General features: G+C 58.4%; 25 protein-coding genes and 1 tRNA gene. 7 read left to right on the top strand and 19 right to left on the bottom strand.

From position 1 onward, the window contains the following. The first annotated feature begins 206 nt into the window (after window positions 1–206). Together sohB and BM344_RS02090 are read left to right on the top strand one after the other, a co-directional pair. A complete protein-coding gene (gene sohB / locus BM344_RS02095) occupies window positions 207–1268 on the top strand; it encodes a protease SohB (protein WP_091985445.1) in 1062 nt (353 codons plus the stop codon). Window positions 1269–1291: 23 nt separating this feature from the next. Next, entirely contained in the window at window positions 1292–2290 is a 999-nt protein-coding gene (locus tag BM344_RS02090) for a YhdH/YhfP family quinone oxidoreductase (RefSeq protein WP_091985443.1), read from the top strand. 76 nt (window positions 2291–2366) lie between these two features. On the opposite strand, the gene BM344_RS02085 is transcribed toward BM344_RS02090, so the two are convergent. The 4 genes from BM344_RS02085 to metH form a co-directional block, all read right to left on the bottom strand. Further along, a complete protein-coding gene (locus BM344_RS02085) occupies window positions 2367–2873 on the bottom strand; it encodes a DUF934 domain-containing protein (RefSeq protein WP_091985440.1) in 507 nt (168 codons plus the stop codon). Next, window positions 2866–4518 carry a nitrite/sulfite reductase gene (locus BM344_RS02080; protein ID WP_091985438.1) on the bottom strand — a complete coding sequence of 551 codons (1653 nt, stop codon included), beginning with the start codon at window positions 4516–4518 and terminating at the stop codon, window positions 2866–2868. The genes BM344_RS02085 and BM344_RS02080 overlap by 8 nt, the downstream gene beginning before the upstream one ends. A gap of 331 nt (window positions 4519–4849) precedes the next feature. Further along, window positions 4850–5086: a DUF2970 domain-containing protein gene (locus BM344_RS02075; protein ID WP_091985435.1), complete on the bottom strand. Its 237-nt coding sequence runs from the start codon at window positions 5084–5086 to the stop codon at window positions 4850–4852. Between the two features lie 34 nt (window positions 5087–5120). Continuing rightward, window positions 5121–8822, bottom strand: coding sequence for a methionine synthase (gene metH / locus BM344_RS02070; RefSeq protein ID WP_091985432.1), 3702 nt, complete (start codon window positions 8820–8822; stop codon window positions 5121–5123). A gap of 243 nt (window positions 8823–9065) precedes the next feature. Here metH and nfuA point away from each other — a divergent pair, with 243 nt between their 5' ends. The 3 genes from nfuA (at window position 9066) to BM344_RS02055 (ending at window position 11511) form a co-directional block, all read left to right on the top strand. After that, a complete protein-coding gene (nfuA, locus tag BM344_RS02065) occupies window positions 9066–9653 on the top strand; it encodes a Fe-S biogenesis protein NfuA (RefSeq protein WP_091985430.1) in 588 nt (195 codons plus the stop codon). Window positions 9654–9892: 239 nt separating this feature from the next. After that, a complete protein-coding gene (locus tag BM344_RS02060) occupies window positions 9893–11086 on the top strand; it encodes a DUF445 domain-containing protein (protein ID WP_208603367.1) in 1194 nt (397 codons plus the stop codon). A gap of 56 nt (window positions 11087–11142) precedes the next feature. Then, window positions 11143–11511, top strand: a complete 369-nt coding sequence (locus tag BM344_RS02055) for a hypothetical protein (RefSeq protein ID WP_091985427.1) — start codon at window positions 11143–11145, stop codon at window positions 11509–11511. Here BM344_RS02055 and BM344_RS02050 read toward each other — a convergent pair. The 5 genes from BM344_RS02050 to BM344_RS02030 form a co-directional block, all read right to left on the bottom strand. Beyond that, entirely contained in the window at window positions 11498–11824 is a 327-nt protein-coding gene (locus BM344_RS02050; protein WP_091985424.1) for a TusE/DsrC/DsvC family sulfur relay protein, read from the bottom strand. The genes BM344_RS02055 and BM344_RS02050 overlap by 14 nt on opposite strands. Window positions 11825–11829: 5 nt before the next feature. Continuing rightward, window positions 11830–12111, bottom strand: a complete 282-nt coding sequence (gene tusB, locus BM344_RS02045; protein WP_091985421.1) for a sulfurtransferase complex subunit TusB — start codon at window positions 12109–12111, stop codon at window positions 11830–11832. Window positions 12112–12114: 3 nt separating this feature from the next. Next, window positions 12115–12465 carry a DsrE family protein gene (locus BM344_RS02040; RefSeq protein WP_091985419.1) on the bottom strand — a complete coding sequence of 117 codons (351 nt, stop codon included), beginning with the start codon at window positions 12463–12465 and terminating at the stop codon, window positions 12115–12117. 2 nt (window positions 12466–12467) lie between these two features. Continuing rightward, on the bottom strand, window positions 12468–12884 hold the full coding sequence (gene tusD / locus BM344_RS02035) for a sulfurtransferase complex subunit TusD (RefSeq protein WP_091985416.1): 417 nt from the start codon (window positions 12882–12884) through the stop codon (window positions 12468–12470). Between the two features lie 112 nt (window positions 12885–12996). Continuing rightward, the gene (locus BM344_RS02030) at window positions 12997–13695 is read right to left on the bottom strand and encodes a Bax inhibitor-1/YccA family protein (RefSeq protein ID WP_091985414.1); all 699 of its coding nucleotides are present in this window, start codon (window positions 13693–13695) and stop codon (window positions 12997–12999) included. A 209-nt stretch (window positions 13696–13904) separates the two neighbouring features. Here BM344_RS02030 and BM344_RS02025 point away from each other — a divergent pair. Then, window positions 13905–13995, top strand: a tRNA-Ser gene (locus BM344_RS02025). A gap of 83 nt (window positions 13996–14078) precedes the next feature. On the opposite strand, the gene hemH is transcribed toward BM344_RS02025, so the two are convergent. From hemH to BM344_RS02005, 4 genes are all read right to left on the bottom strand, one after another. Next, window positions 14079–15188: a ferrochelatase gene (hemH, locus tag BM344_RS02020; protein WP_091985411.1), complete on the bottom strand. Its 1110-nt coding sequence runs from the start codon at window positions 15186–15188 to the stop codon at window positions 14079–14081. Window positions 15189–15223: 35 nt separating this feature from the next. Next, window positions 15224–15655 carry a TIGR01244 family sulfur transferase gene (locus tag BM344_RS02015; protein WP_091985409.1) on the bottom strand — a complete coding sequence of 144 codons (432 nt, stop codon included), beginning with the start codon at window positions 15653–15655 and terminating at the stop codon, window positions 15224–15226. Window positions 15656–15753: 98 nt separating this feature from the next. Beyond that, entirely contained in the window at window positions 15754–16179 is a 426-nt protein-coding gene (locus BM344_RS02010; protein WP_091985406.1) for a DUF6691 family protein, read from the bottom strand. A 4-nt stretch (window positions 16180–16183) separates the two neighbouring features. Beyond that, complete coding sequence (locus tag BM344_RS02005; RefSeq protein ID WP_091985404.1) at window positions 16184–16621, bottom strand: YeeE/YedE family protein; 438 nt, start codon at window positions 16619–16621, stop codon at window positions 16184–16186. Between the two features lie 348 nt (window positions 16622–16969). Here BM344_RS02005 and BM344_RS02000 point away from each other — a divergent pair, with 348 nt between their 5' ends. Continuing rightward, on the top strand, window positions 16970–17383 hold the full coding sequence (locus BM344_RS02000; protein WP_091985401.1) for a phasin family protein: 414 nt from the start codon (window positions 16970–16972) through the stop codon (window positions 17381–17383). Window positions 17384–17389: 6 nt separating this feature from the next. On the opposite strand, the gene BM344_RS01995 is transcribed toward BM344_RS02000, so the two are convergent. From BM344_RS01995 to BM344_RS01970, 6 genes are all read right to left on the bottom strand, one after another. Then, entirely contained in the window at window positions 17390–18019 is a 630-nt protein-coding gene (locus tag BM344_RS01995; protein WP_091985400.1) for a TetR/AcrR family transcriptional regulator, read from the bottom strand. Between the two features lie 17 nt (window positions 18020–18036). Further along, window positions 18037–18849, bottom strand: a complete 813-nt coding sequence (xthA, locus tag BM344_RS01990; RefSeq protein WP_091985396.1) for an exodeoxyribonuclease III — start codon at window positions 18847–18849, stop codon at window positions 18037–18039. A gap of 81 nt (window positions 18850–18930) precedes the next feature. Continuing rightward, the gene (locus BM344_RS01985) at window positions 18931–19683 is read right to left on the bottom strand and encodes a hypothetical protein (RefSeq protein ID WP_228143527.1); all 753 of its coding nucleotides are present in this window, start codon (window positions 19681–19683) and stop codon (window positions 18931–18933) included. Next, a complete protein-coding gene (locus BM344_RS01980; protein ID WP_091985393.1) occupies window positions 19680–20201 on the bottom strand; it encodes a DUF2878 domain-containing protein in 522 nt (173 codons plus the stop codon). Before BM344_RS01980 ends, BM344_RS01985 begins: the two co-directional genes overlap by 4 nt. Then, window positions 20198–21472, bottom strand: coding sequence for an SAM-dependent methyltransferase (locus tag BM344_RS01975; protein ID WP_091985390.1), 1275 nt, complete (start codon window positions 21470–21472; stop codon window positions 20198–20200). Before BM344_RS01975 ends, BM344_RS01980 begins: the two co-directional genes overlap by 4 nt. After that, a complete protein-coding gene (locus BM344_RS01970; protein ID WP_091985387.1) occupies window positions 21460–22368 on the bottom strand; it encodes a DUF1365 domain-containing protein in 909 nt (302 codons plus the stop codon). The genes BM344_RS01975 and BM344_RS01970 overlap by 13 nt, the downstream gene beginning before the upstream one ends. Window position 22369 lies beyond the last annotated feature (1 nt).

The following is a 22369-nucleotide window of genomic DNA, read 5'->3' as shown; positions in this document are numbered from 1 at the left end:
TGTCTATTCATGATCACGACGGCTGGGTTGTCCCCCGCGGCCTCAGGGGTTCCCGGGCACAGCCGACCTCGCAATCCGACTTTATGGTGAGTGGTCGGCCCTGTCAAGGTCGATCGAACGCTTGTTTTAATTTTTTTGCTCTGCTTATCACCGTAATTTCGGTAAGTTACACTTTACGCTTAAGCACACACAGATGGAGAAACACCTTGGAGTTCCTCACAGAATACGGTTTGTTCCTGGCCAAGATCGTCACCTTCGTGATAGCGGCTGTGGTGGTGATCTCGGTGGTTGTATCGGCCGCCCAGAAGGATCGCGGCGATCAAGACGGAGAGGGCGAACTCAAGATCCGGAAATTGAACGAGAAATACCGGAAGTTGCGGGAGGCCATCGAGGCCAGGCTGATGTCGGATCAGCAGCGCAAGGTGTTCGAGAAGGCCCGTAAGAAGAAGGAAAAGCTGGAAAAGAAGGCGAGCAAAAAGAAAAAAGAAGCGTCGGATGAGGACTCAGACCGTGGACGCGTCTTTGTGCTCGACTTCGATGGCGATATCAAAGCCAGCGACACCGATCCGCTGCGTCGGGCGATTACCGCCGTGCTCAGCGTTGCCGATCCGGAAAGGGACGAAGTGGTTATCCGTCTGGAAAGTGGCGGTGGACTTGTTCACTCCTACGGTTTGGCGGCAGCGCAGCTGGACCGCATTCGGAGCAAGGGCGTTCGACTGACCGCCTGTGTCGACAAGGTTGCGGCCAGCGGTGGCTACATGATGGCCTGCGTGGCCGACCGGATTGTCGCGTCTCCGTTCGCCATCCTGGGTTCCATTGGCGTGGTCGCCCAGTTGCCGAATTTTCACCGGTTCCTGAAAAAGAACGACGTCGATTTCGAGGTGCTCACCGCCGGGGAGCACAAGCGCACGCTCACCATCTTTGGAGAGAATACCGACAAAGGTCGCCAGAAGTTTCTGGAAGATCTTGAGGACACCCACGGCCTGTTCAAGGAGTACGTCAGTGAGCGTCGGCCGGACCTCGACATCGCCGCGGTTGCCAATGGCGACATCTGGTTCGGGAAACGGGCGCTGGATGTGAAACTGATCGACGAGATCAAGACATCCGACGAATATCTGATTGAAGCCTGCGACCGGGCAGACGTAGTCTCGGTGAGCTACCAGCGCAAACGCACGCTCCCGGAAAAGCTCGGGCTGGCCACCAGTGCGGCGCTCGAACACACCGTCTGGAAAGTTCTGGGCGTGTTCCGGAACCAGAAATTCCAGTAGTCCAACGACAACGGGGAAGCACAATGACAACCAACACCGAATTCAAAGCCTGGCGGGTGGAAGAACAGAATGGCGAGTATGTCGGCAGTGAACAGACCCTGAGCACAGCCGATCTTCCAGCGGGGGAGGTTCTCGTTCGGGTCAGCCATTCCTCATTGAACTACAAGGATGCCCTGTCGGCATCCGGTAACAAGGGGGTAACGCGCTCTTTTCCCCATACCCCCGGTATTGATGCCGCGGGTGAGGTGGTCGAGTCCGCCACCGGAAAACCTGTCGTGGGCACTCCCGTTATTGTTACCGGCTACGATCTGGGCATGAACACCGCCGGGGGCTTTGGCGAATACATCCGGGTTCCGGCCGCCTGGTGCGTACCCATGCCGTCGGGTTGGACTGCACGGACCGCCATGATCTACGGCACCGCCGGCCTAACGGCGGGTCTGTGCGTGCAGAAACTCCTGACTATGGGCGCGAAGCCGGAACAGGGCAGGGTCGCGGTGACCGGTGCGTCAGGTGCGGTTGGCACCGTGGCGGTGGAGCTGCTGGCGAAACTGGGCTTTGACGTTGTGGCCATCAGTGGCAAGGCCGACCATGCTGACGGCCTCAAGGATCTGGGTGCGAAGGAAGTGCTTGGCCGCGACACGCTGGCGGAGGAAAAGAAACCCCTGGTAAAGCCGGCCTTTGCCAATGCCGTGGATACCGTGGGCGGTGCTCCGCTGGCCGAACTGCTCAAACAGATCCAGCCGGGAGGCTCGGTGTCCTGCTGTGGCCTCGTGGCCGGCCCGGGTCTTCAAACCACGGTGTTGCCGTTCATTCTGCGAGGGGTAAACCTGCTGGGCGTTGATTCTGTGGAGATTCCACTGGCGGAAAAAGAAGCAGTCTGGAAAAAATTCGCCGGTGAGTGGGCGTGCCCGAAAACCGAAGCTTCAGCCCGGGATATCGGTCGGAAAGACCTGGATGAGGCACTGAAAGCGTTTCTGAGAGGTGAATCTTCCGGGAAGATTGTGCTTGATCACGCGAAATAACCGGGTACAGCAACAGTTCGGGGCATAAAAAAAAGGGACGTTGTTACGTCCCTTTTCTCGTTCCTTCCAACAGGACTCAGGAGGCCCTACGCCGAAACAGCGGAATGTCGGTATCGGTTGCTGCCTGATAGCCCTGGCTAAAGAAGTTCAGGCACCGCTGGGCTTTGCTAATGTCCTTATCGGGGCGCAGCACATAGGCGTCAAAGCCGCAGCGTTTCATGAACTGGAGCTGATCCAGCAGCACATCTCCGATGGCCCTCAGCTCATTCACATAGCCAAACCTCTCACGCAACAGACGACCAATGCTGTACCCGCGGCCATCGCTGAACTTCGGGAAGTTCACCGCAATCACCGGCAGCTCATTGACGCGGCCCTCGAGAATCTCCGGCTCGTCGTGGCTGTCGAACCACACGCCGATATCCTGACGGCCCGTGAAGTGCTCGTAGCCGGCCAGCCAGAGATCCGCCGGAATCAGGGCAGGCTGATCGGAGGGAATATCCAGGGATTCGCCCTCGGCGGGGCGTGGTACCACCACCCAGTTGTCCTGGCGGATGGTCCCATCCGCAGCGATAACGTTAGGCATAAACCCGCTCCTTGAAAGGATCAATTCCAACGCGCCGGTAAGTATCGAGGAAGGTTTCCTCTTCGGTGCGCTTGTCCACATACACATCAATGATCTTGGCAATGACCTCGGGCATTTCTTCCCGGGCAAACGAGGGCCCGAGGATCTTGCCGATGGCAGCATCGTGGTGGGAGGAGCCGCCCAGGCTGATCTGGTAGAACTCCTCACCTTTCTTGTCCACGCCAAGCACACCGATGTTGCCCACATGGTGGTGACCACAGGCATTCATGCAGCCGGAAATGTTCAGGTCGATGTTGCCCAGGTCGTACAGGTAATCCAGGTCGTCGAACTTGCGCTGGATGGCTTCGGCCACCGGAATGGACTTGGCGTTGGCCAGGGCGCAGTAGTCGCCACCGGGGCAGCAGATCACGTCGGTCAGGGTGTTCAGGTTGGCGGTCCCGAAACCCATGGGGGTAATGGCCTGCCAGAGCTCCAGCAGACGATCCTGGCGAACGTCCGCCAGTACCACATTCTGCTGATGGGTTACCCGCACCTCACCAAAGCTGTACTCATCCGCCAGGTCGGCAATCTGCTCGAGCTGACGATCGGTAACATCGCCCGGAGGGGTACCGGTTTTCTTCATGGTCAGCGTGACAATGGCGTAACCGGGCTTTTTATGAGTATCCACGTTGTGGGCAAGCCACTGATCAAACTCGCGATTCTCAAAACGCTGCCGTGCCAGAACGTCAGTGGCGTTCTCCAGGCTGGCATAGTCAGGTTCTGTAAAGTAGGCCTGGATACGCTCAATGGCTTCCCGGGTCAGACGGGTAGGGGAATCCTTGATGTGCTGCCACTCGGCCTCCACCTTTTCAGCAAAGCCTTCGGGTGTCAGCGCTTTCACCAGAATCTTGATCCGCGCCTTGAACTTGTTGTCACGGCGACCGTAGCGGTTGTAGACGCGCAGTACCGCTTCCAGATAAGTGAGCAAGTCCAGCTCGGGCAAGAATTCGCGGATGACCGGCCCTACCATGGGCGTACGACCAAGGCCGCCGCCCACGTGAACGCGGAAGCCCAGCTCGCCGGCGTCGTTGCGCACCATCTGCAGGCCAATGTCGTGAACCTGGATGGCCGCTCGATCCGAGTGCTCGGAGGCATTCACCGCGACTTTGAACTTGCGGGGCAAAAACGCGAATTCCGGGTGGAACGTGGACCACTGGCGGATAATCTCGCAGTAGGGCCGGGGATCGGCAATCTCGTCGGATTGCACCCCGGAAAACTGGTCTGTGGTGGTGTTGCGAATGCAGTTACCGCTGGTCTGGTTGGCGTGCATCTCCACTTCCGCCAGTTCCGCCAGGATGTCGGGCACATCTTCCAGCGCCGGCCAGTTCAGCTGTACGTTCTGGCGGGTGGTGAAGTGGGCGTAGCCTTTGTCGTAGTCCCGGGTGATCCGGGCAAGCCTGCGCAGTTGATCGGAGCGCAACATGCCGTAGGGAACACAGATCCGGAGCATCGGTGCCAAACGTTGAACGTACAGGCCGTTCTGCAGACGAAGGGGAAGAAACTCATCTTCGGCAAGCTCGCCAGCCAGAGCCCGTTCGGTCTGGTCACGAAACTGTGCAACCCTCTCGGCAGCCATTTGCCGATCGTGTTCATCGTATACGTACATAGTGGGGGAATCCTGATTTAACGCGTCATATTCAGGCTGGTGCCTTATATCTGCCGGGAAGGATAACAGCGGCTTTTTATTCTTAAAATGATTATTTCAAAATATAGTTATCGATTCAGGCGATAAGCAGGCGGAACAATGGACTGGACGAATATCAATTAACTGCTTAACTTGAAGGTAACGGAAGGCCTTCCAGAGAACAAACTCGGAAAGAGGAAACTGATATGAACAAATCAACTCGCCCGGACAGTCAGGTAGATGCGGTTGCCGCGGTTCTACTGGTTATGCTCGTCGTTGCATTTGCTGTGGTGTGGGTGTCCGGCCAGTAGGGTTACTGACTGGCCAGCACCAGTTTCACGATAACGATCAGCCCGACCACGAAGCTTGCGGTAAACAGTATGCCCGCAATGATGTAGGGCCATGGGCTGTGGCTTGAGAAGTCTTCCTCCCGGCGCTTGTCGGATTGCACACCGAAAGCGCCGGCAAGAATGCTCTGCATAACCTTCAGAACCCCCGGCCCCCGACGTTTCGCATTGCGCTGTTTGTCTGTTCCGGTGGATTCTGACATAACCCGTTCCTCGTTCTGGTTTCCCGATGTGACCCTAATATTCAGCTGGATCGTAAGCCAGGCTGGGAGCCAGCCAGCGCTCGGCATCGGCCTTTGAGACGCCTTTGCGTTCAGCATAGTCCTCAACCTGGTCTGCGCCAATCTTGCCGACTGCGAAATACTTCGAGTCCGGATGGGCAAAATACCAGCCGGACACGGCGGCGGCGGGGAACATCGCGAAATGCTCGGTCAACTCGATGCCGGCGTTGTCCGTGGCCTGCAGGAGGTCGAAGAGTGTAGCTTTCTCGGTGTGGTCCGGGCAGGCCGGATAGCCTGGCGCCGGCCGGATGCCACGGTAGCGTTCCTTGATCAGATCCTCGTTTGCAAGCTGCTCTTCGTTGGCGTAACCCCAAAACTCCTTGCGGACCCGCTCGTGCATGCGCTCGGCGAAAGCTTCCGCCAGACGGTCGGCAAGGGCTTTTACCATGATGGCGTTGTAGTCATCGTTGGCGTCCTTGAATTCCACGGAGAACTCTTCGGCGCCAATGCCGGTAGTTACCGCAAAACCGCCCACGTAATCGACGGTGTCGGTGCCTTCCGGGGCCACGAAGTCCGAAAGTGCCATCATCGGCTTGCCCGGTGCCTTGTCATCCTGCTGGCGCAGGTGGTGCAGGGTGGTGAGCTCCTCATTCCGGCTGTCGTCCGTGTAAAGCACAATGTCGTCCCCACGCCGGTTGGCTGGCCAGAATCCGATGACGCCGCGAGCGGTGACCCGCTTCTCGTCAATCATTCGTCTCAGGATCTTCTGGGCGTCATCGAACAGGTTCCGGGCCGCCTCGCCGCGCTTGGGGTCATCAAAGATGGCGGGGTATTTTCCGGAAATGTCCCACGACAGGAAGAACGGCGTCCAGTCGATGTAGTCAACCAGCTCCTCGAGGTCGTACTCCTCGAACACCCGAACCCCGGTAAAGGCGGGCCTGGGAGGCTGGTAACCCTCAAAGGCTATCTCCGGGGCACGTTCACGGGCTTCCTTCAGCGACACCAGCTTGGTGCGCTCGCCCCGGTTCTTGCGCCGTTCCCGGATCTCGTCGTATTCGGTGCGGGCCGCGCTGACAAAGTCGGGCTTGGCGGTTCTGCTGAGCAGCTGCGACGCCACGTTCACGCACCGCGAGGCGTCGGAGACGTACAGGGCAATGTCGTTCTTGTACTGGGGCTCGATCTTGACCGCCGTGTGCGCCTTGGAGGTGGTGGCGCCACCGATCATCAGCGGGATCTTGAAATCCAGCCGCTGCATCTCCCGGGCCACGTGCACCATTTCGTCCAGGGACGGGGTGATCAGGCCGCTCAGGCCAATCAGATCGACGTCGTGCTCTTTTGCCGCGCTCAGGATCTTGTCGCAGGGCACCATTACGCCCAGGTCGATCACTTCGTAGTTGTTGCACTGAAGAACCACGCCTACGATGTTCTTGCCAATGTCGTGGACATCGCCCTTGACCGTGGCCATCAGGATCTTGCCCTTGGCCTGCTGGCCTTCACTTTTCTCGGCTTCAATGTAGGGGATAAGGTGCGCCACGGCCTGCTTCATGACGCGGGCGCTCTTGACCACCTGGGGCAGGAACATCTTGCCGTCGCCGAACAGGTCGCCGACCACGTTCATGCCGTCCATCAGCGGCCCTTCGATTACCTCAATCGGATGGTCCGCGTTCTGCCGGCAGGCCTCGGTGTCCTCGATAATGTAGGTGGTGATGCCTTTTACCAGCGCATGCTCGAGACGCTTTTCGACCGGCCATTCACGCCAGGCGAGGTCTTCTTCCTGGGTTTTGCCGCCTTTGCCCTTGTACCGCTCGGCAATTTCCAGCAGGCGGTCGGTGGCATCGCCGCGACGGTTGAGGACCACGTCCTCCACCAGTTCCTTCAGCTCCGGATCGATCTCGTCGTAGATCACCAGCTGGCCGGGATTCACAATGCCCATGTTCATGCCAGCCTTGATGGCGTGGTACAGGAACACGGAGTGAATGGCCTCGCGGACCACGTCGTTGCCCCGGAACGAGAAGGACACGTTACTTACGCCGCCGGAGATGGAGGCGTGGGGCAGGTTCTCCCGGATCCAGCGGGTGGCGTTGATAAAGTCCACCGCGTAGTTGTTGTGTTCCTCGATGCCGGTGGCGATAGCAAAAATGTTCGGGTCGAAGATGATGTCGGCCGGATTGAAGCCGATACCGGTCAGCACATCATAGGAGCGCTTGCAAATTTCCGTCTTGCGTTCGTAAGTATCGGCCTGGCCCTTTTCGTCAAACGCCATGACCACCACAGCGGCGCCGTAGCGCATGCAGTCGCGGGCGCGCTTGATGAACTCTTCCTCGCCTTCCTTGAGACTGATGGAGTTGACGACGGCCTTGCCCTGGATGCAGCGCAGGCCGGCCTCGATCACATCCCATTTGGAGGAATCGATCATGATGGGCACTTTGGAGATGTCCGGCTCCGAGGCAACCAGGTTCAGGAAGGTGACCATCACTTCCTTGGACTCCAGCATGCCCTCGTCCATGTTGATATCAATGATCTGGGCGCCATTTTCCACCTGGTCGCGGGCGACGCTCAGGGCTTCCTCGTACTGCTCCTCCTTGATCAGCCGCAGGAAGCGCTTGGAGCCGGTCACGTTGGTGCGCTCACCGACGTTGATGAACAGCACGTTGTCGTCGCCGGTGAATGGCTCAAGGCCAGACAGACGCAGGGCCTTGGGGCGCTCGGGGATTTTCCGGGGCGGATATTTGGCCACGGCTTTTGCGATGGCTTCGATATGGTCCGGTCGTGAACCGCAGCAGCCACCGATGATGTTCAGGAAGCCGTCCCGGGCAAACCCCTCAATAATCTCGGCCATCTCCTCCGGCGTCTGGTCGTACTCGCCGAATTCGTTGGGCAGGCCGGCGTTGGGGTGGGCACTGACGTAGGTTTCTGCCTTGTTCGACAGCTCTTCGACGTAGGGGCGCAGGGCGTCGGCGCCCAGGGCGCAGTTCAGGCCCACGGAAATGGGTTTGGCGTGGGCGACGGAGTTCCAGAAGGCTTCGGTGGTCTGGCCAGACAGGGTACGGCCAGAGGCATCGGTAATGGTGCCGGAGATCATGATCGGCAGCTCGGTACCGCTGTCTTCGAAGTACTGCTGGGTGGCGTAGATCGCCGCCTTGGCGTTGAGGGTGTCAAAAATGGTTTCAATCAGGATCAGGTCGCAGCCGCCTTCCACCAGGCCTTCAACCGCCTCGTAATAGTTGTCGACCAGGGTCTGGAAATCGACATTGCGGTAGCCGGGGTTGTTAACGTCCGGTGAGATAGACGCGGTTCGCGACGTGGGCCCGACCGCGCCGGCAACGAACCGTGGTTTGGCCGGATTCCGGGCGGTGTACTCGTCCGCGACCTGCCGAGCCAGCTCTGCCGCCGCCACGTTCAGCTCTTTGGCAATCACTTCAAGCCCGTAATCGGCCTGGGACAGCCGGGTGGAGTTAAAGGTGTTGGTCTCGATAATGTCCGCGCCGGCATCCAGGTAATCCGCGTGAATGTTGCGGAGCAGGGCGGGCTGGGTGAGGTTGAGCAGGTCGTTGTTGCCCTGGACCTCCCGGTCATAATCCGCAAACCGATCGCCCCGGAACGCCTGCTCATCCAGCTTCAGATTCTGGATCATCGTGCCCATGCCGCCATCCAGGATCACGATTCTTTCCTGCAGGGCCTTGTGGAGCTGGTTGAGACGGGTGGTACGGTCAGTCATAGATTTACTTCCGGGTGTCGGTTAAGGCGCTTCATCGAGCATCTATCAAAGTCAGAGGCGCGGGATCATAGCAAAAATGCCAAAGCCCGTCTTAGTACGAATGACGATTATCAATTGCTTTCCAGAGATGAGCTTTTGTAGGGGAAAGTCATTACGCCGGTAAAGCCCGACTATTTTACTTGGTCTTTCATGTTCCCGCGAACTCACTTAAAATGGATTGAAACTTTCAAACGGGTTGGAAACATGGCACTGGTTACTGTGACAGATTCCGCGAGGGACTACCTCGCACAACTGATCGAAAAGCAGGACGTTGAGGGGATGGGCGTACGTATCTTTGTTACCCAGCCCGGCACCAAGCACGCAGAAACCTGTCTGGCTTACTGTCCACCCAACGAGGTGGTACCGACGGACGAACAGTTGGACCTTGATAAGTTCACGCTGTATCTGGATCACAACTCGGTGCCCTTCCTGGAGGAAGCCTATGTGGATTACTCCAAGGATCAGATGGGCGGTCAGTTGACCATCAAGGCCCCGAACGCCAAGGTGCCGAAGATCGACGACGATGCGCCGCTTCCGGACCGGGTCAATTACGTTCTGGCCTCCGAGATCAATCCCAACCTGGCGGCGCACGGCGGAGACGTGTCCCTGGTGGAAATCGTTGACGAGTCCGTTGCAGTTCTGCGCTTCGGCGGCGGCTGCCAGGGCTGTTCTGCGGTCAGCCTTACCCTCAAGCAGGGCGTTGAGTCCACTCTCAAGGAGCGGGTTCCGGAAATTACTGCGGTGCGGGACGTTACCGACCACTCCTATACCGAGAACGCGTACTACCAGTAATCGCTTTCTCTTCGCTTATCGCGCCCGAACAGGGCGCGATACTGACGCCTACCCCCGGTTACCGTTCACCGCTAGCTGCCGCAATTCCCGCCCGATACTGGCTGCACGGCCAATGTTGTGACTTTTCAATTACTTCATCATGCGTCACATAAACAGAAACGGCAGACGGTTACCATGCGGTCTGTCCTGGCTGGCCGTTGAGTGGCCGAACCGATTTCATTTTCAGACCGGGGTCAAACTTGTTCGACGCTGCACTTCTTTCCGTGCCCATCATGGCGGCTGTGGTTGGTTGGCTCACCAACTGGCTGGCCATACAGATGTCGTTCTATCCGGTCCAGTTCATTGGCGTTGGATTGATCGGCTGGCAGGGCGTCATTCCCCGCAAGGCCGAGAAAATGGCCCATATCTGCATCGATCGCACACTACAGCAGTTCGGGGATCTGAATGCGGTGTACCAGCAGTTGGAGCCCCAGCGCATCGTTGAGCAGGTTATTTCGCAGGTAACTCCAAGGATGGACGAGTACATTGATGAGGTGATGTACGAGATCCAGCCGGTGCTTTGGGACAATCTGCCGCTCTTCGTCCGGAACCGGATCTACCAGTGGGCGCGGGAGCAGTTACCCTCCCGTGTCGAGGAGCTGGTGGAGGACTTCGGCGATGATCTGAACGAACTCGTCGACCTGAAGGCTCTGCTCAGCCGGGAGCTGGAACGGCATCCGGATATCATGAACCGTATTTTCAAGCAGGCAGGCGCCGTAGAGCTGCAATCGGTCATCCGCCGCGGTGCGGTGATCGGCGGCCTTCTCGGGGCATTGCTGGTGCCGCTGTGGACCCGTTTTCCCGAACCGTGGTTGTTGCCGGTGGGTGGTTTTGTCGTGGGCTTCGTCACCAACTGGATTGCGATTAACCTTATTTTCGCTCCGCTCAAACCGCGCCGTATTCTGTTCTGGAAACTCCAGGGCCTTTTCCTGCGCCGGCAGTCGGAGATCAGCGATATCTGGGCGAAGCTGGTTGCCGAAGAGCTGATCACCGTCGAGAAAGTTGCTGATGCCATGATCAACGGCAACCACGGCGATCGCACCAGGGCCATCATCCAGAAGCATCTCAGACCCTTGCTCGATAATTCTGTGGTGATGAAGCTGACGGCCCAAGTGACTGTGGGAATGACCGGTTACACCGAGCTGAAAAAGGTGATGAACCAGAAGGCCGTGCTGGCTACCCGCGACGTGTTCAGCGACCCGGCCTTCAACCGCGAGCGTGCGCCGGTGGTGGCCTCTGTTCTTGCCAGTCAGATGAAGGCACTCGAGCCTCACGAGTTCCAGGATATCCTTCGACCGGCGTTCCGTGAGGAGGAAATCCAGTTGATGATTGTCGGTGGCATTCTTGGCGCCCTGGCCGGTCTTTTGCAGTTCGTCTCCTTGTCAGTCCTGTGATTGGGGGTATCGGGGGTAGGGTTGCTGGCTGATTCATTCCGTTAGTAGGAGGCATTATGTCTTTCTGGGCGATGCTGATATTGCAGATAGTGGCAACGGCGGGCGTTGTTCTGTTGACGCTCTGGGGCTTCTGGCGCCTGGTGGTAAGGCCCTACCTGGACCAGAAGGTGGAGTCTTTGATTGAAGCCGCTCAGGCCGTTGAGCCGGCGGTATCAAGGGGAGTAAAGAAAGGGGTGGCCGAGAGCCTCAGGGAACTGCCGGAAACGGCCTGGGATGGCACCGTGAAGGAATCCACGCGCCAGTTCCTGAAGTTCGGCTCAGGGCTCTTTGAGAACGGACTGAGCAGTTTCCTCGGGTCTGCGGCGGACCTTGAGCGGAGCAGACGCGAAGCCGCCCGGAACGCGGGAGAGTCTACAGGCAGTTAGTGGGGCGCGGCAGCCCGGCAATCCTGCAAGCGGTCTTTGCGGGTGTACCCGGGAACAGCTGCATCAGGTAAATGCTGTTGCCCCTGTCTTCACCCAGCGCTTCCTTGACCGCCTTCACGAACAGCCGGTTTGATGGCGGAGACATCTCATGCTCTTTGTAAAAATCCCTAAGAAAGTGCAGGATTTCCCAGTGTTTTTCGTTCAGTGAAAGACCTTCCTCAGCGGCAATGAGTTTCGCCACCCGTTCATCCCAGGCGTGCGCGTCTTCAAGAAAGCCCTCATTGTTGCGTTGTGGTAGGGTCCGGTTCGTCATAATGCCTACCAGCTGATTACCCGCTTCGCCGCCAGTGACAGCGATACCATGTCGCTGTAACCCACCGTCTTCACCTGTTCCGTGTCCGCCTGCAGCCCCCGGGCCTGAATATCCGGCGCCGATGCGAACAGCTGGCACGTAGCCGGCGCGCTTTGGGTGGCCAGTAGAAGGGTGGCGTTTTCAATCAGGAGCAGGGCATCGTCGGGCGCCAGCGCCGCCAGACAGTGTCCGGTACGCGGATGCTCCGGGGCTTTGTTGAGAATGTGCAGGGTTGAATACTCTGCCATGGCTTAACCTGCGAACGCTGCGTGATCGTATTGACGGAAAAGGTCCGGGCCCGATTCCACCAGAGTGACGCCCGGGATCATCGACGCCTCACTCAGGCCGTAGGAAGCGCAGGCGGAGCGGTCAGCCATGATCGCGTCTATGCCGAAAACCGGCGCCGCGGCCAGGTTCTTTTCCACGGTCTTCTGGCCGATTTCTGATGCCTGCTGAGCCTTCCGGAGCCAGTTCACGCCAGGCCCGGTGAACAGCAACGCGGCCTCCTGGTCAAAGGCTGCCAGTGAAAATGTCATATCCAGCGCCTCCCTGCCTGCCCAGCTGCCGTAGGGCGCCTGGTCGATTACGATCAGCGTGGCCATGGTCAGTTCCCTCCGTGGAAATAGAGTGTGCGCGTGGATTTGATCCGCCCTTCAACCCATTCCCCAAGGCCAGCAATCTGGAACGGGGAAAGCAGGTTGTGGGAGGCCAGTTCGTAACGCCGCTGTTCCGACTCATCCACCAGGCCGCGGCGCAGCGCCGAAGCGATACAAACAATACCCGGAATTTCCTGCGTCTGTAGGAAGCTGGCCCATTCCCGGGGCCAGTGGGTTTCGTCGGACGGAGGCGTGCTGAGCGCCGAGGCCAGATGCACGCCATCGCCATACAGAAAAACCCGGTCTATGCGGTGGCCTGCCTCCAGCGCGGCCCTGGCAAAGGCCAGGGCGGTCTGGGGCGCCTGTGACGCGTAAGGCGCACCGGTGATTACCAGGGTAAAGGAGTCGCGATCAGTGGCGGCCATGATTACCGTTCTTTGCGTTTGGGGCGTGGATCAGAGTTCGAGGCTTTCAGTGTACCTAAAGCAAAAGCCCCGGCAACTGCCGGGGCTCGCATAAGGGACTGTTGAGCCTGTCTCAGTCTTCGCCGCTGAAGGCGGAGAGCAGGTGCAGCAGACTCACAAAGAGGTTATAGATGGACACATAGAGGCCCACCGTGGCGATGATGTAATTGCGCTCGCCGCCCTTGATGATCTGACTGGTCTCAAACAGGATCATGATTGAGGCAAAGATCGTGAAGCCGGCGGAAACAGCCAGATGCAGCGCCGAACTCTCCATAATGAAGGCCAGCACCATGGCGCCGATCAGCACGAATGCGCCGGCGGTCAGGAAGCTGGACATGAAGCTGAAGTCCTTTTTGGTGATGATCGCGGTGGCGGACAGGCCCACAAATGCCACGGCTGTGAGGGTCAGCGCCTGAGCGACGATCTGGGAAGCTCCAGCGGCCACGAATGCGCCAATGATCGGCCCAAGGGTATAGCCCATGAAGCCGGTGAGCGCGAAGGTGGTCACAATACCCCAGGGGCTATTTTTCAGCTTGTAGGTGGCGAACAGCAAGCCAATGTATCCCACAATGGTGATCAGAAAGCCCGGATGGGTACCGTTCATGTTCAGGAACGCGGTAAGTGCCGAAAAGGCCAGGGTCATGCCGAGGAGCATGTAGGTGTTACGCAACACCTTCATGGCATCATCGCTGATACCTGTGGTCGCGCGTTCTGTCTGGGGAGTTGAATAGGCTCCCTGTGAGTTCTGAACGCCGAATCGTCTGTCTTCCATTGTCATCTCCGTTTATAACGACTGGATACTGATTCCCATCATAATGTCAGATACGCAACTTTCAATCATTTACGACAGGAAACTTGTTCCCGGATTCCATTAAAAACCGTTAATGTTTAAAAATACGGCGGGTTTTATGCAGAGCGTTGACAGCACAGGCAATTCCGGTATCATGCTCACCGCTGTCGCAACGGCAGCAATGGAAAAACGGTGGGCTGGCAGAGTGGCTGAATGCAGCGGTCTTGAAAACCGCCGAGGGTTAGTAGCCCTCCCGGGGTTCGAATCCCTGGCCCACCGCCATTTTTCCTTTCTTCCTCTCCAGATTTCCTGAATTTCCCAAATTCTATAGTCGATGATGGCCAAATATGGCGGCCGAACCGGAATCAAAGATCCCGGCCCGGATACGTCAGGCCTTTCTGCTCATCTGCACGTTGCTGTCGCGCTGACAGGTCTTCCGGCTCGTTAGCAGGTTTCTGCCAGCCCTGAAGATTTTCCTCAATCAGTTGCACGAGAGCGTCAATGTGGCCAGGTGTGGCATTGAGGGCCGTGATGTAACTGAACGCTTCACCGCCGGCTTCCATGAAGTACTCCCGATTTTCCTCGTTGATCTCCTCGATCGTTTCCAGACAGTCTGAGGAAAACCCGGGGCAGAACACGTCGATCGACTTGGTGCCCTGGCCGGGGAGCGCCTTGAGGGTCTCGTCGGTGTAGGGTTTCAGCCACTCTTCCTTGCCGAATCGGGACTGAAAGGTGGTCAGGTAATCGTCCCGTCCCAGACCAAGGCGTTCGGCCAGCAGCCGCGAGGTCTTGTGGCATTCACAGTGGTAGGGATCGCCCTTGGTCAGGTATTTCAGCGGCACCCCGTGATAGGAAAATACGAGCTTCTGGTTGCGACCGTGGTTGGCCCAGTGCGCCTCGATGTGGCGCGCCATGGCCTCAATGTAAGGCGGGTAGTCCGGGTAGTGAGAGATAAACCTGAAATCCGGCAGCCAGCGCCGCTTGCTGAAATCCTTTGCAATGGCATCGAACGTAGAAGCGGAGGTGGACGCCGAGTACTGGGGGTAGAGTGGCAGCACCAGCAATTTCCGGACACCCTGTTCCTGCATCTCATCCAGAACCCGTGGTATGGATGGATTGCCATAGCGCATGGCAAAACCCACCACCACGTCGGGTCCGTACCTGGCCTTTAAAGCCTCCCTGATGCCTTCCGCCTGTTTGGCGGTGTGAATAAGCAGCGGCGATCCGTCCTGCTGCCATACGCCGGCATAGGCCTGGGCGCTGCGCCTTGGCCTGATGCGCAGAATCACACCATGCAGAATCAACCACCAGAGCGGGCGGGGCAGCTCAACCACCCGTGGATCCGAGAGAAACTCAGCCAGATACCTACGCAGGGCAGAGGTCGTGGGTGCATCCGGCGTGCCCAGGTTGGTAACCAGCACCCCCAGTCGTGCGGGCTGGTTGTGGCTGAAGTTCTCGGAACCTTTGTATCGCATTCTATTGATCCTGACAGTGGTTGGCTCTTGGGATGTCAGTCCTGCCTGGACGCCTGTTGGGCCATGCGGGGCGCCAGACCGGCGATATCATACCCTGCGCCGCGAGCCTTGGTGAAAATCTCGTTGGCGGGGGTGTGGCGGGCCGCGCTCAGCGCCCACAGAACCGTGCAGCGGGTGCCTGACCGACAAAAGGCCAGTACGGGCTTCTCGGCGTCACGGATCATTGGGGCGAAGCGGTCCACGTCCTGATCGGTGATGTTGCCGGACTCGACCGGCATGTATACCCAATTGAGGCCGTGGTTGCGCGCGGCGGCTTCCAGCTCTGACATCGGCGGTTGCCCGGGTTCTTCGTGATCAGGTCGGTTGGCCACCAGGGTTCGGAAGCCGAGACGGGCGGCCTCGGCAACGTCGTCTACCGAAATCTGGGGGGCTACGGAAATGGAGTCGTCAATCTTTCGGGGGTCCATCGGGTGTCCTCTTCAGGTTGGGCCGCGGGAATGCAGGCATCATCGCATACCCCGGCCGCTGTTTCAGGCTGATGGCGAAGAAAGGTATCAGAAATCGGTCAGGCTTTCGCGCGCTGCCGCTCGATCACTTCAAACAGCGCCATGCCGGCTACCATGGCCGCTACAAACACAACGGCTTTGGCTTCGCCGGCACCCAGTGCCACCAGGCCGGGGCCCGGACAGAATCCGGCGATTCCCCAGCCGACTCCGAAGGTCAGTCCACCAACAACCAGGCGTTTGTCGACTTTGGTGCTGGAGGGAAGCTTCATGCTGAACCCGAGGAACGACAGCGTGCGCTGGCGCGCGATGGTAAAGGCAAAAATACCCACCAGAATGGCGCCAGCCATTACCAGGGCAAGGGAAGGATCCCATTGGCCCGCGATATCGAGAAAGCCCAGTACTTTTTCAGGGTTGGCCATGCCCGATACGAGCAGGCCCGCTCCGAAAATCAGACCGGCGAACAGTGAAGCAAGTGTGTATCTCATGGCCTCAGACTCCCAACAGATGGCGGATCACATAAACGGTGACGAAACCGGCACCCATAAAGCTGGCAGTGGCCGCCAGTGATCGAACAGATAACCTTGAAAGCCCGCAGACACCATGGCCACTGGTGCAGCCGGAGCCATAGCGGGTGCCCACGCCAACAAGCAAGCCGGCGATGATCACAGCGGGGTAGCCCGCCTCAATCCGGATCGGGGGTAGTTCGGCGACGACCAGCCAGAGCAGTGGGGCGCCAACAAGCCCGCCGAGGAAGGCGAGGCGCCAAAGGATATCGCCCTTTGTGGGAGCGAGAAGACCACCGAGGATACCGCTGATGCCGGCAATCCGGCCATTGAGCAGGATGAAACTGGCGGCCGCCAGGCCAATCAGGATGCCGCCGCCGAGGGCGGACCAGGGCGTGAAACTGTTCCAGGCAATGTCAATCATAGGCAAATCTCCAGAAGCGATTCCGGTTAATTATGGAATAAGCATATATCTGGGGGCAATATCGCCAAAAAAAAGCCCGGCGAAATTGCCGGGCAGAGGCGTGCGAGTAGTATCCATGAAAGACTTCCAGACAAACCGACATCAGCAGGGATGTCGGTACAGGGAAGTATTGACTATATTTTGAACACTTCAAGCGAGAGCCGGATTCGTTTGAAAACATTTTTTCATATTGAATGCGTCTTTATACTGCGGCCTTTCGCTGCGCACTTCTCAGGCCGACTGAAATCCGCAGAGAGCTGTAATACAATGGCCAGTGGCGCAGAAACATTCCCACCCCGAGGTTGTTGTATGTCTGACGAAAGCGACAAAAAACCGGAAAACGATCCGCAGCTGGCGGCAAAGATCAAGGATTCCGCCCGCCAGATCTGGCTTGCGGGCTTGGGAGCCTATACCAAGGCGGAAGAGGACACCGGGCGCTTTTTTGATCGCCTTGTCCAGGAAGGCGAACAACTGGAAAGCAAAACGCGAGGCGTGGTCGAAAAACAGATCAAGTCCGTGGAAGACCGGGTGGAAGGTGTACGGGAGCGGGCGACGGGTACCTGGGATCGCCTTGAAAACATGTTCGATGAACGGGTTTCCGGAGCGCTGAAACGATTAGGCATTCATCGTCGCGAAGACATCGAATCCCTGGAGCGTCGTATCGAAGCCCTGGAGGCGGAACTGTGCAGGCTCAAGGAGCGGGCAGACGACGAGGAAGAGTAGTCCGCCTTACAGATAATCCCGGCTCATCATACGCGCCTCTTCCCGTTGTTCCGGCGCCAGGTAAGGCAAAACCAGATGCATCATCTGGTACACGCCGCGGCCGGGATTGACAGATTCCCGGTCGTCCAGGTGGGAAAGGGTATCGAAGGCACTCCAGTAACAGGCGGTCAGGGTGAGCTGTTCACACAGGGAGTCCAGCTCCTCCGGCTCGATCGACATCATCCCCTGGCGCCGGAAACTGTCACAGATTATCCGGAACGCCAATGCCTTTTTCTTCTGAATGCGCTTGAAGCGCACCCGCAGTTGGTCATAGCGAGCGAGCACATTGACCAGATCCTGGTAGAGAAATCGATAGCGCGCTACCGTTTCGAACAGCAGGTGCAGGAAAAAGCCCTGCTGGTCCAGGGTGACATCGGCATCCTCAGGCACCCCGAGAAGATCCATCATTTCCCGTTCATACTCGTCGAACAATTCCTCGACGATATCGCCCTTGCTCTTGAAATGGTAATAGAGGTTGCCGGGGCTGATATCCAGCTCATCGGAAATCAGCAGCGTGGTGACATTGGGTTCGCCGACGCTGTTAAACAGCGCCAGGCTGGTCTGGAGGATACGGTCGCGGGTTTTGAGTTTTTTCATGTCGCGCCGGGCAGTGTTCAGAGCTCGAAGCTCGCCCAGACAGGACAATGGTCGGACGGCCGCTCCATGGCCCGGATATCATAGGAAACGCCGGCCTGTCTGGCCTTCGGCAGCAGGTCATCGCTGGCCATGATCAGATCAATGCGCAGGCCGCGCTTGGGGTCCCGCTCGAAGCCCTTGCTGCGGTAATCGAACCAGCTGAAGGTGTCTGACTCGTCAGGATGCAGGTGGCGGAAGACATCGGTATAGCCAAGCGCCTCAACCTGGGCCAGCCACTCCCGTTCCTCGGGCAGGAAAGAGCATTTGCCGGAGCGCAACCAGCGTTTGGCGTTATCGGCACCGATGCCGATGTCGCGGTCTGTGGGAGAGATATTCATGTCGCCCATCACCACAACGTGGCCGCCGGCCTTGTTCAGTTCGTCGAGGTAGCGCATCAGGTCGGCGTAAAACTTTTCTTTGGCGGGAAATTTCACGGGGTGATCCCGGCTCTCACCCTGGGGAAAGTACCCGTTCACCACCGTGAGCCGCTCGCCATTAACGGTGAACTGTCCGGTGATCAGGCGGCGTTGTGAGTCCTCACCGTCCCAGGGATAGCCCTTCTGCACATGCTCAGGTTCGGATTTTGAGAGCAGGGCAACGCCATAGTGGGTTTTCTGTCCGTGGAAGTGCACGTGATAGCCAAGCTTGCGCACGGCTTCTGCCGGAAAGTCCTCGTCCTGAACCTTGGTTTCCTGAAGCCCGATCACATCCGGCGAGAAGGTGTCAATGACGGCTTCGAGCTGGTGCAGGCGGGTTCGGATACTGTTGACGTTGAACGACACGAACATCATGGTGAGACACTCTCCGGCTGTGGCTTCCGGCGGAGTTTAACACAACGGCCCGGGGTTACGGCCTTGGCACGGGCGACGGATTCATGGGGTCAGTTCACAATCCGGGTAGGTCTCCACGGAATAGCGGATATGGGCCGAGTAGTTTTCGTCCGGGTTCTTGCGGATGTTGGTCAGGCCCAGGTAGTCCGTCAGCGCCCCGTTTTCGTTGTATCCCAGAACGATCGGGTCAACCAGGAAGCGAAGTACCATTCCCGTGGGGCGAATCTGTAGAACGTGCTCTGCTTCGATCTCGCGGTTCTCCACGGCTTCAAGCACGAAGGCGTAGTGTTCGCCGCGGGTGGGGCCGAGAAAGCGAAACTCGATGGATTGGCCCGACAGCACGGCTTCCCAGTTCTGGCGGACAAAGTTATCAAAGCCGGCATCCACCACAGTCCGGTCTGTGAACGGTACCGAAAAGTTCTCCGTGTCGTCGCCCGGCCCCGGCGTATTCCAGCGAATGGTCAACTGCTGGGGCTGCGGGTAGCGGATCTCGAGACGCTCATTGAAGTCGGGCTGGGCAAAATCCACGGTTGGCCGGATCACCGACGAATCATAGCTGAGGTCCTTGGTCGCGAACGGGTGGTCCGAGTCCGATCTGAGGTAGGCAACATCGTGATCGAGCGGCCGGAACTGGCCCCCCTCGCAGCGACCGGTCACCCGGTGGCGCTCTGTATAGATCACAGCGCCGTCATCGGCTTTGGCAGTGCCGGTAAAGCGCATTTCCACGGCCTGGGAGGGCAGGGAGACAACCATTCCTGTGAGACCAAGTGCGGCCAGCGTGGCGCGGCTGTTCATCGGACCAACTCCGGATAGAGGGTTCTACGAGCGTACAGAAGCAGGGGAAATACCACCAGCCATCCCAGCGCCAGCGCAATCAGCGAGGGCGTAAGCGACGGCAGTTCAACGGCACCCAACTGGCTGGCCGACCAGTAAGCGAAGGGCCCGGCAATGGGCGCCAGGACAAACGGAAGCCAGACTTTCCGGCTTACCCAGTCCAGCGAGTGACTCAGGGTGGTCATGAAGATTGCCCAGATTGCCACCAGCCAGGGCGGCGTGAGCGCGACCCCGCCGGTACCATCGTCCAGAATACCGGTACGGAACCAGATGCCATCCAGTATTGAGCCGGCCACGGTACCCAGGCCGATAAACTGCAATTCCGTGAAACGGTGCTGGCTGACCAGAGCAAAGTGCAGTGCCAGGAACAGCAGCACGATGCCGGCACCGAGCAGGTTCGGGTACAGAACGCACGCGAACCACCCGGCCTGGAACAGCACAAAGTTCAGAACGTTACGAGCGGTTTCTGAAGCAATCATACGCTAAGAATGTTGTCACGTTTGTTGCCGGGCTTGGCGAACACCAGTTGGGATACACCAATAGCCCGTTCACTGAAGCCCGCCTCGCAGTAGGCAAAATAAAAGTGCCAGAGGCGTTCGAAGGTTTCGTCGTAACCCAGTTCAGCGAGGTGCGCCCGCTGGGCCATGAACCGGTTGCACCAGTCCCTGAGCGTGCGGGCGTAATGGAAGCCGATATCCTCCGCGTGGGTCAACACGAGATTACTCTCATTGCGCACCGATTCGAGAATGGCCCCGAACGACGGAATAAAGCTGCCGGGGAAGATGAACCGCTGGATGAAATCGACGTTCTTGAGCGCACGGCGGTAACGCTGCTCCGGCATGTTGATAGCCTGCACCAGCGCGAGCCCATCGGGTTTCAGCAGAGCATTGATCTGGGAAAAGTAACTGTCCAGGAACTGGGGGCCGACGGCTTCGATCATCTCGATCGAAACCAGCTTGTCGAACTGGCCCTCAAGGTCGCGGTAGTCGTCGAAAAGCAGGGTGATGCTGTCTTCCAGGCCTTCATCACGTACGCGTGCCTTGGCCAGCTCAAGCTGCTCCCGGGAGATGGTGGTGGTGGTCACATGACAGCCATAGTGCTTGGCCGCGTGGATGGCGAATCCGCCCCAGCCGGTACCGATCTCGATGACCCTGTCGCCTGGCTTGAGATCGAGTTTGCGGCAGATGGTGTCGAGCTTATGAACGGCCGCTTCTTCCAGGGTTGATTCCGCGTTCGGATAAATCGCCGACGAATACATCATGGTCGGGTCAAGAAACGCCTCGAACAGCTCATTGCCCAGATCGTAGTGGGCACTGATGTTCTTGCGGGAACCCTCTTTGGTGTTGCGGTTCAGCCAGTGCAAGCCCTTCAGTGCGGGCTTGGTGACCCAGCTGAAGCGGTCCTCGAACTGGTTCATGCGGTCGACGTTGCGACTGAAGAAGCGGAGCAGGGCCACCAGATCCGGGGTTGACCAGTCGCCAGCGACAAACGCTTCTGCCGCGCCGACACTACCTCCGGTAAGCAGGTCGCGCCAGGTGCTGTGGTCGTGGATGTGAAGCTCCGCTGGCGGATAGCGGGTATCGCCATCGCCAAACACCAGGTCGTCGAAGCCTGGCTCGCGCACAGTGAGCCGGCCATCCTCCAGCAACTGCAGCTGCTGGATAACCAGGGTGCGGGCGAACCGGCTCAGCACCGGCAGGCTGTCGGTGCTCGATGAGGACTTTTCAACCGAGGTATTCAGGTTCTCCATGAACTTACCCTTCCACGCGTCTGGCCATGCATTTGGCCAGGAGTCTCGTCGTTATGGTCCGGGTTGGTAACGTCCAGCCCGGCGTCGTCATGCCCCCGGCGAAGGGCCGGGTCGTCTTCAGAAAGTTTGTCCGGGTGCGTGTAGAACGGCGCGCCCTTGAGCTTGAGCTTCAGGGCATGCCAATAAATTCCTGCGACCACCTTGAACGCTTCCAGCGGAAACTTTCGAAGACTTTTATGCACATCTTTACGAGTGAGAGGGGTGCGTTGGACTACCAGAGTGGCATCGAAATGCTTTCGCCCCTCCTCGAATACATTCATGTGAATCCGCAGCTCACGTCCCCGGAAACTGAAGGTCCATTCGTATTGCTGGTCCATACCGTTAAACGGCGACACGTGGAAGCGCTTGCTGAACCCGAACCGTTCGGTTCGCCATCCGGCCTGATTAGCCTCGTTACCGCGGGTTTCCAGGCAGTAGGCGTGGCGATCGTGCCAGGGGGTATTGGTGATCTGCGCCACGATGACACGCGGAACCGCGCCGGATTCCGGCCGTTCCCCCTTCTGATAGCAGAAATAGAAACTCACCGGATTGAACACATAGCCGAAATAGCGCGGATGGGTGATCAGTTCCACTTCGCCGTCCGGTCGCCAGCCTGTGGCTTCAGAGACATGTTCGCGAATCGCTTCTGAGAGCTGGCCGGTGTCCGGTCGAAAGTAGTCCTTTCGCCTGAGCGACAACCAGTTGAAGCGTTCCAGGGAAAACAGGGGGCTGAGCCGGGTCACGCTGTGCCACTCATCGGTATCCAGGGCCAACATGCCGGTGTTGTAGCTGAATTCGTGTTGGACCGGGTACTTCCGTCTGTGCCGGACAGTACCCTCAAGCCACTGGCTGTTCACG

Origin of the sequence: Marinobacter gudaonensis, assembly GCF_900115175.1 — a bacterium.
Lineage (GTDB): Bacteria > Pseudomonadota > Gammaproteobacteria > Pseudomonadales > Oleiphilaceae > Marinobacter > Marinobacter gudaonensis.
This window is presented reverse-complemented; position numbering and strand designations above follow the sequence as displayed.

Bases quoted from the DNA above. Each gene is read 5' to 3' on its own strand.
- BM344_RS02090 (WP_091985443.1), top strand. From the start codon at position 1,292: ATGACAACCAACACCGAATTCAAAGCCTGGCGGGTGGAAGAACAGAAT.
- BM344_RS02085 (WP_091985440.1), bottom strand. From the start codon at position 2,873: ATGCCTAACGTTATCGCTGCGGATGGGACCATCCGCCAGGACAACTGG.
- BM344_RS02080 (WP_091985438.1), bottom strand. From the start codon at position 4,518: ATGTACGTATACGATGAACACGATCGGCAAATGGCTGCCGAGAGGGTT.
- BM344_RS02075 (WP_091985435.1), bottom strand. From the start codon at position 5,086: ATGTCAGAATCCACCGGAACAGACAAACAGCGCAATGCGAAACGTCGG.
- metH (WP_091985432.1), bottom strand. From the start codon at position 8,822: ATGACTGACCGTACCACCCGTCTCAACCAGCTCCACAAGGCCCTGCAG.
- nfuA (WP_091985430.1), top strand. From the start codon at position 9,066: ATGGCACTGGTTACTGTGACAGATTCCGCGAGGGACTACCTCGCACAA.
- BM344_RS02055 (WP_091985427.1), top strand. From the start codon at position 11,143: ATGTCTTTCTGGGCGATGCTGATATTGCAGATAGTGGCAACGGCGGGC.
- BM344_RS02050 (WP_091985424.1), bottom strand. From the start codon at position 11,824: ATGACGAACCGGACCCTACCACAACGCAACAATGAGGGCTTTCTTGAA.
- tusB (WP_091985421.1), bottom strand. From the start codon at position 12,111: ATGGCAGAGTATTCAACCCTGCACATTCTCAACAAAGCCCCGGAGCAT.
- BM344_RS02040 (WP_091985419.1), bottom strand. From the start codon at position 12,465: ATGGCCACGCTGATCGTAATCGACCAGGCGCCCTACGGCAGCTGGGCA.
- tusD (WP_091985416.1), bottom strand. From the start codon at position 12,884: ATGGCCGCCACTGATCGCGACTCCTTTACCCTGGTAATCACCGGTGCG.
- BM344_RS02030 (WP_091985414.1), bottom strand. From the start codon at position 13,695: ATGGAAGACAGACGATTCGGCGTTCAGAACTCACAGGGAGCCTATTCA.
- hemH (WP_091985411.1), bottom strand. From the start codon at position 15,188: ATGCGATACAAAGGTTCCGAGAACTTCAGCCACAACCAGCCCGCACGA.
- BM344_RS02015 (WP_091985409.1), bottom strand. From the start codon at position 15,655: ATGGACCCCCGAAAGATTGACGACTCCATTTCCGTAGCCCCCCAGATT.
- BM344_RS02010 (WP_091985406.1), bottom strand. From the start codon at position 16,179: ATGAGATACACACTTGCTTCACTGTTCGCCGGTCTGATTTTCGGAGCG.
- BM344_RS02005 (WP_091985404.1), bottom strand. From the start codon at position 16,621: ATGATTGACATTGCCTGGAACAGTTTCACGCCCTGGTCCGCCCTCGGC.
- BM344_RS02000 (WP_091985401.1), top strand. From the start codon at position 16,970: ATGTCTGACGAAAGCGACAAAAAACCGGAAAACGATCCGCAGCTGGCG.
- BM344_RS01995 (WP_091985400.1), bottom strand. From the start codon at position 18,019: ATGAAAAAACTCAAAACCCGCGACCGTATCCTCCAGACCAGCCTGGCG.
- xthA (WP_091985396.1), bottom strand. From the start codon at position 18,849: ATGATGTTCGTGTCGTTCAACGTCAACAGTATCCGAACCCGCCTGCAC.
- BM344_RS01985 (WP_228143527.1), bottom strand. From the start codon at position 19,683: ATGAACAGCCGCGCCACGCTGGCCGCACTTGGTCTCACAGGAATGGTT.
- BM344_RS01980 (WP_091985393.1), bottom strand. From the start codon at position 20,201: ATGATTGCTTCAGAAACCGCTCGTAACGTTCTGAACTTTGTGCTGTTC.
- BM344_RS01975 (WP_091985390.1), bottom strand. From the start codon at position 21,472: ATGGAGAACCTGAATACCTCGGTTGAAAAGTCCTCATCGAGCACCGAC.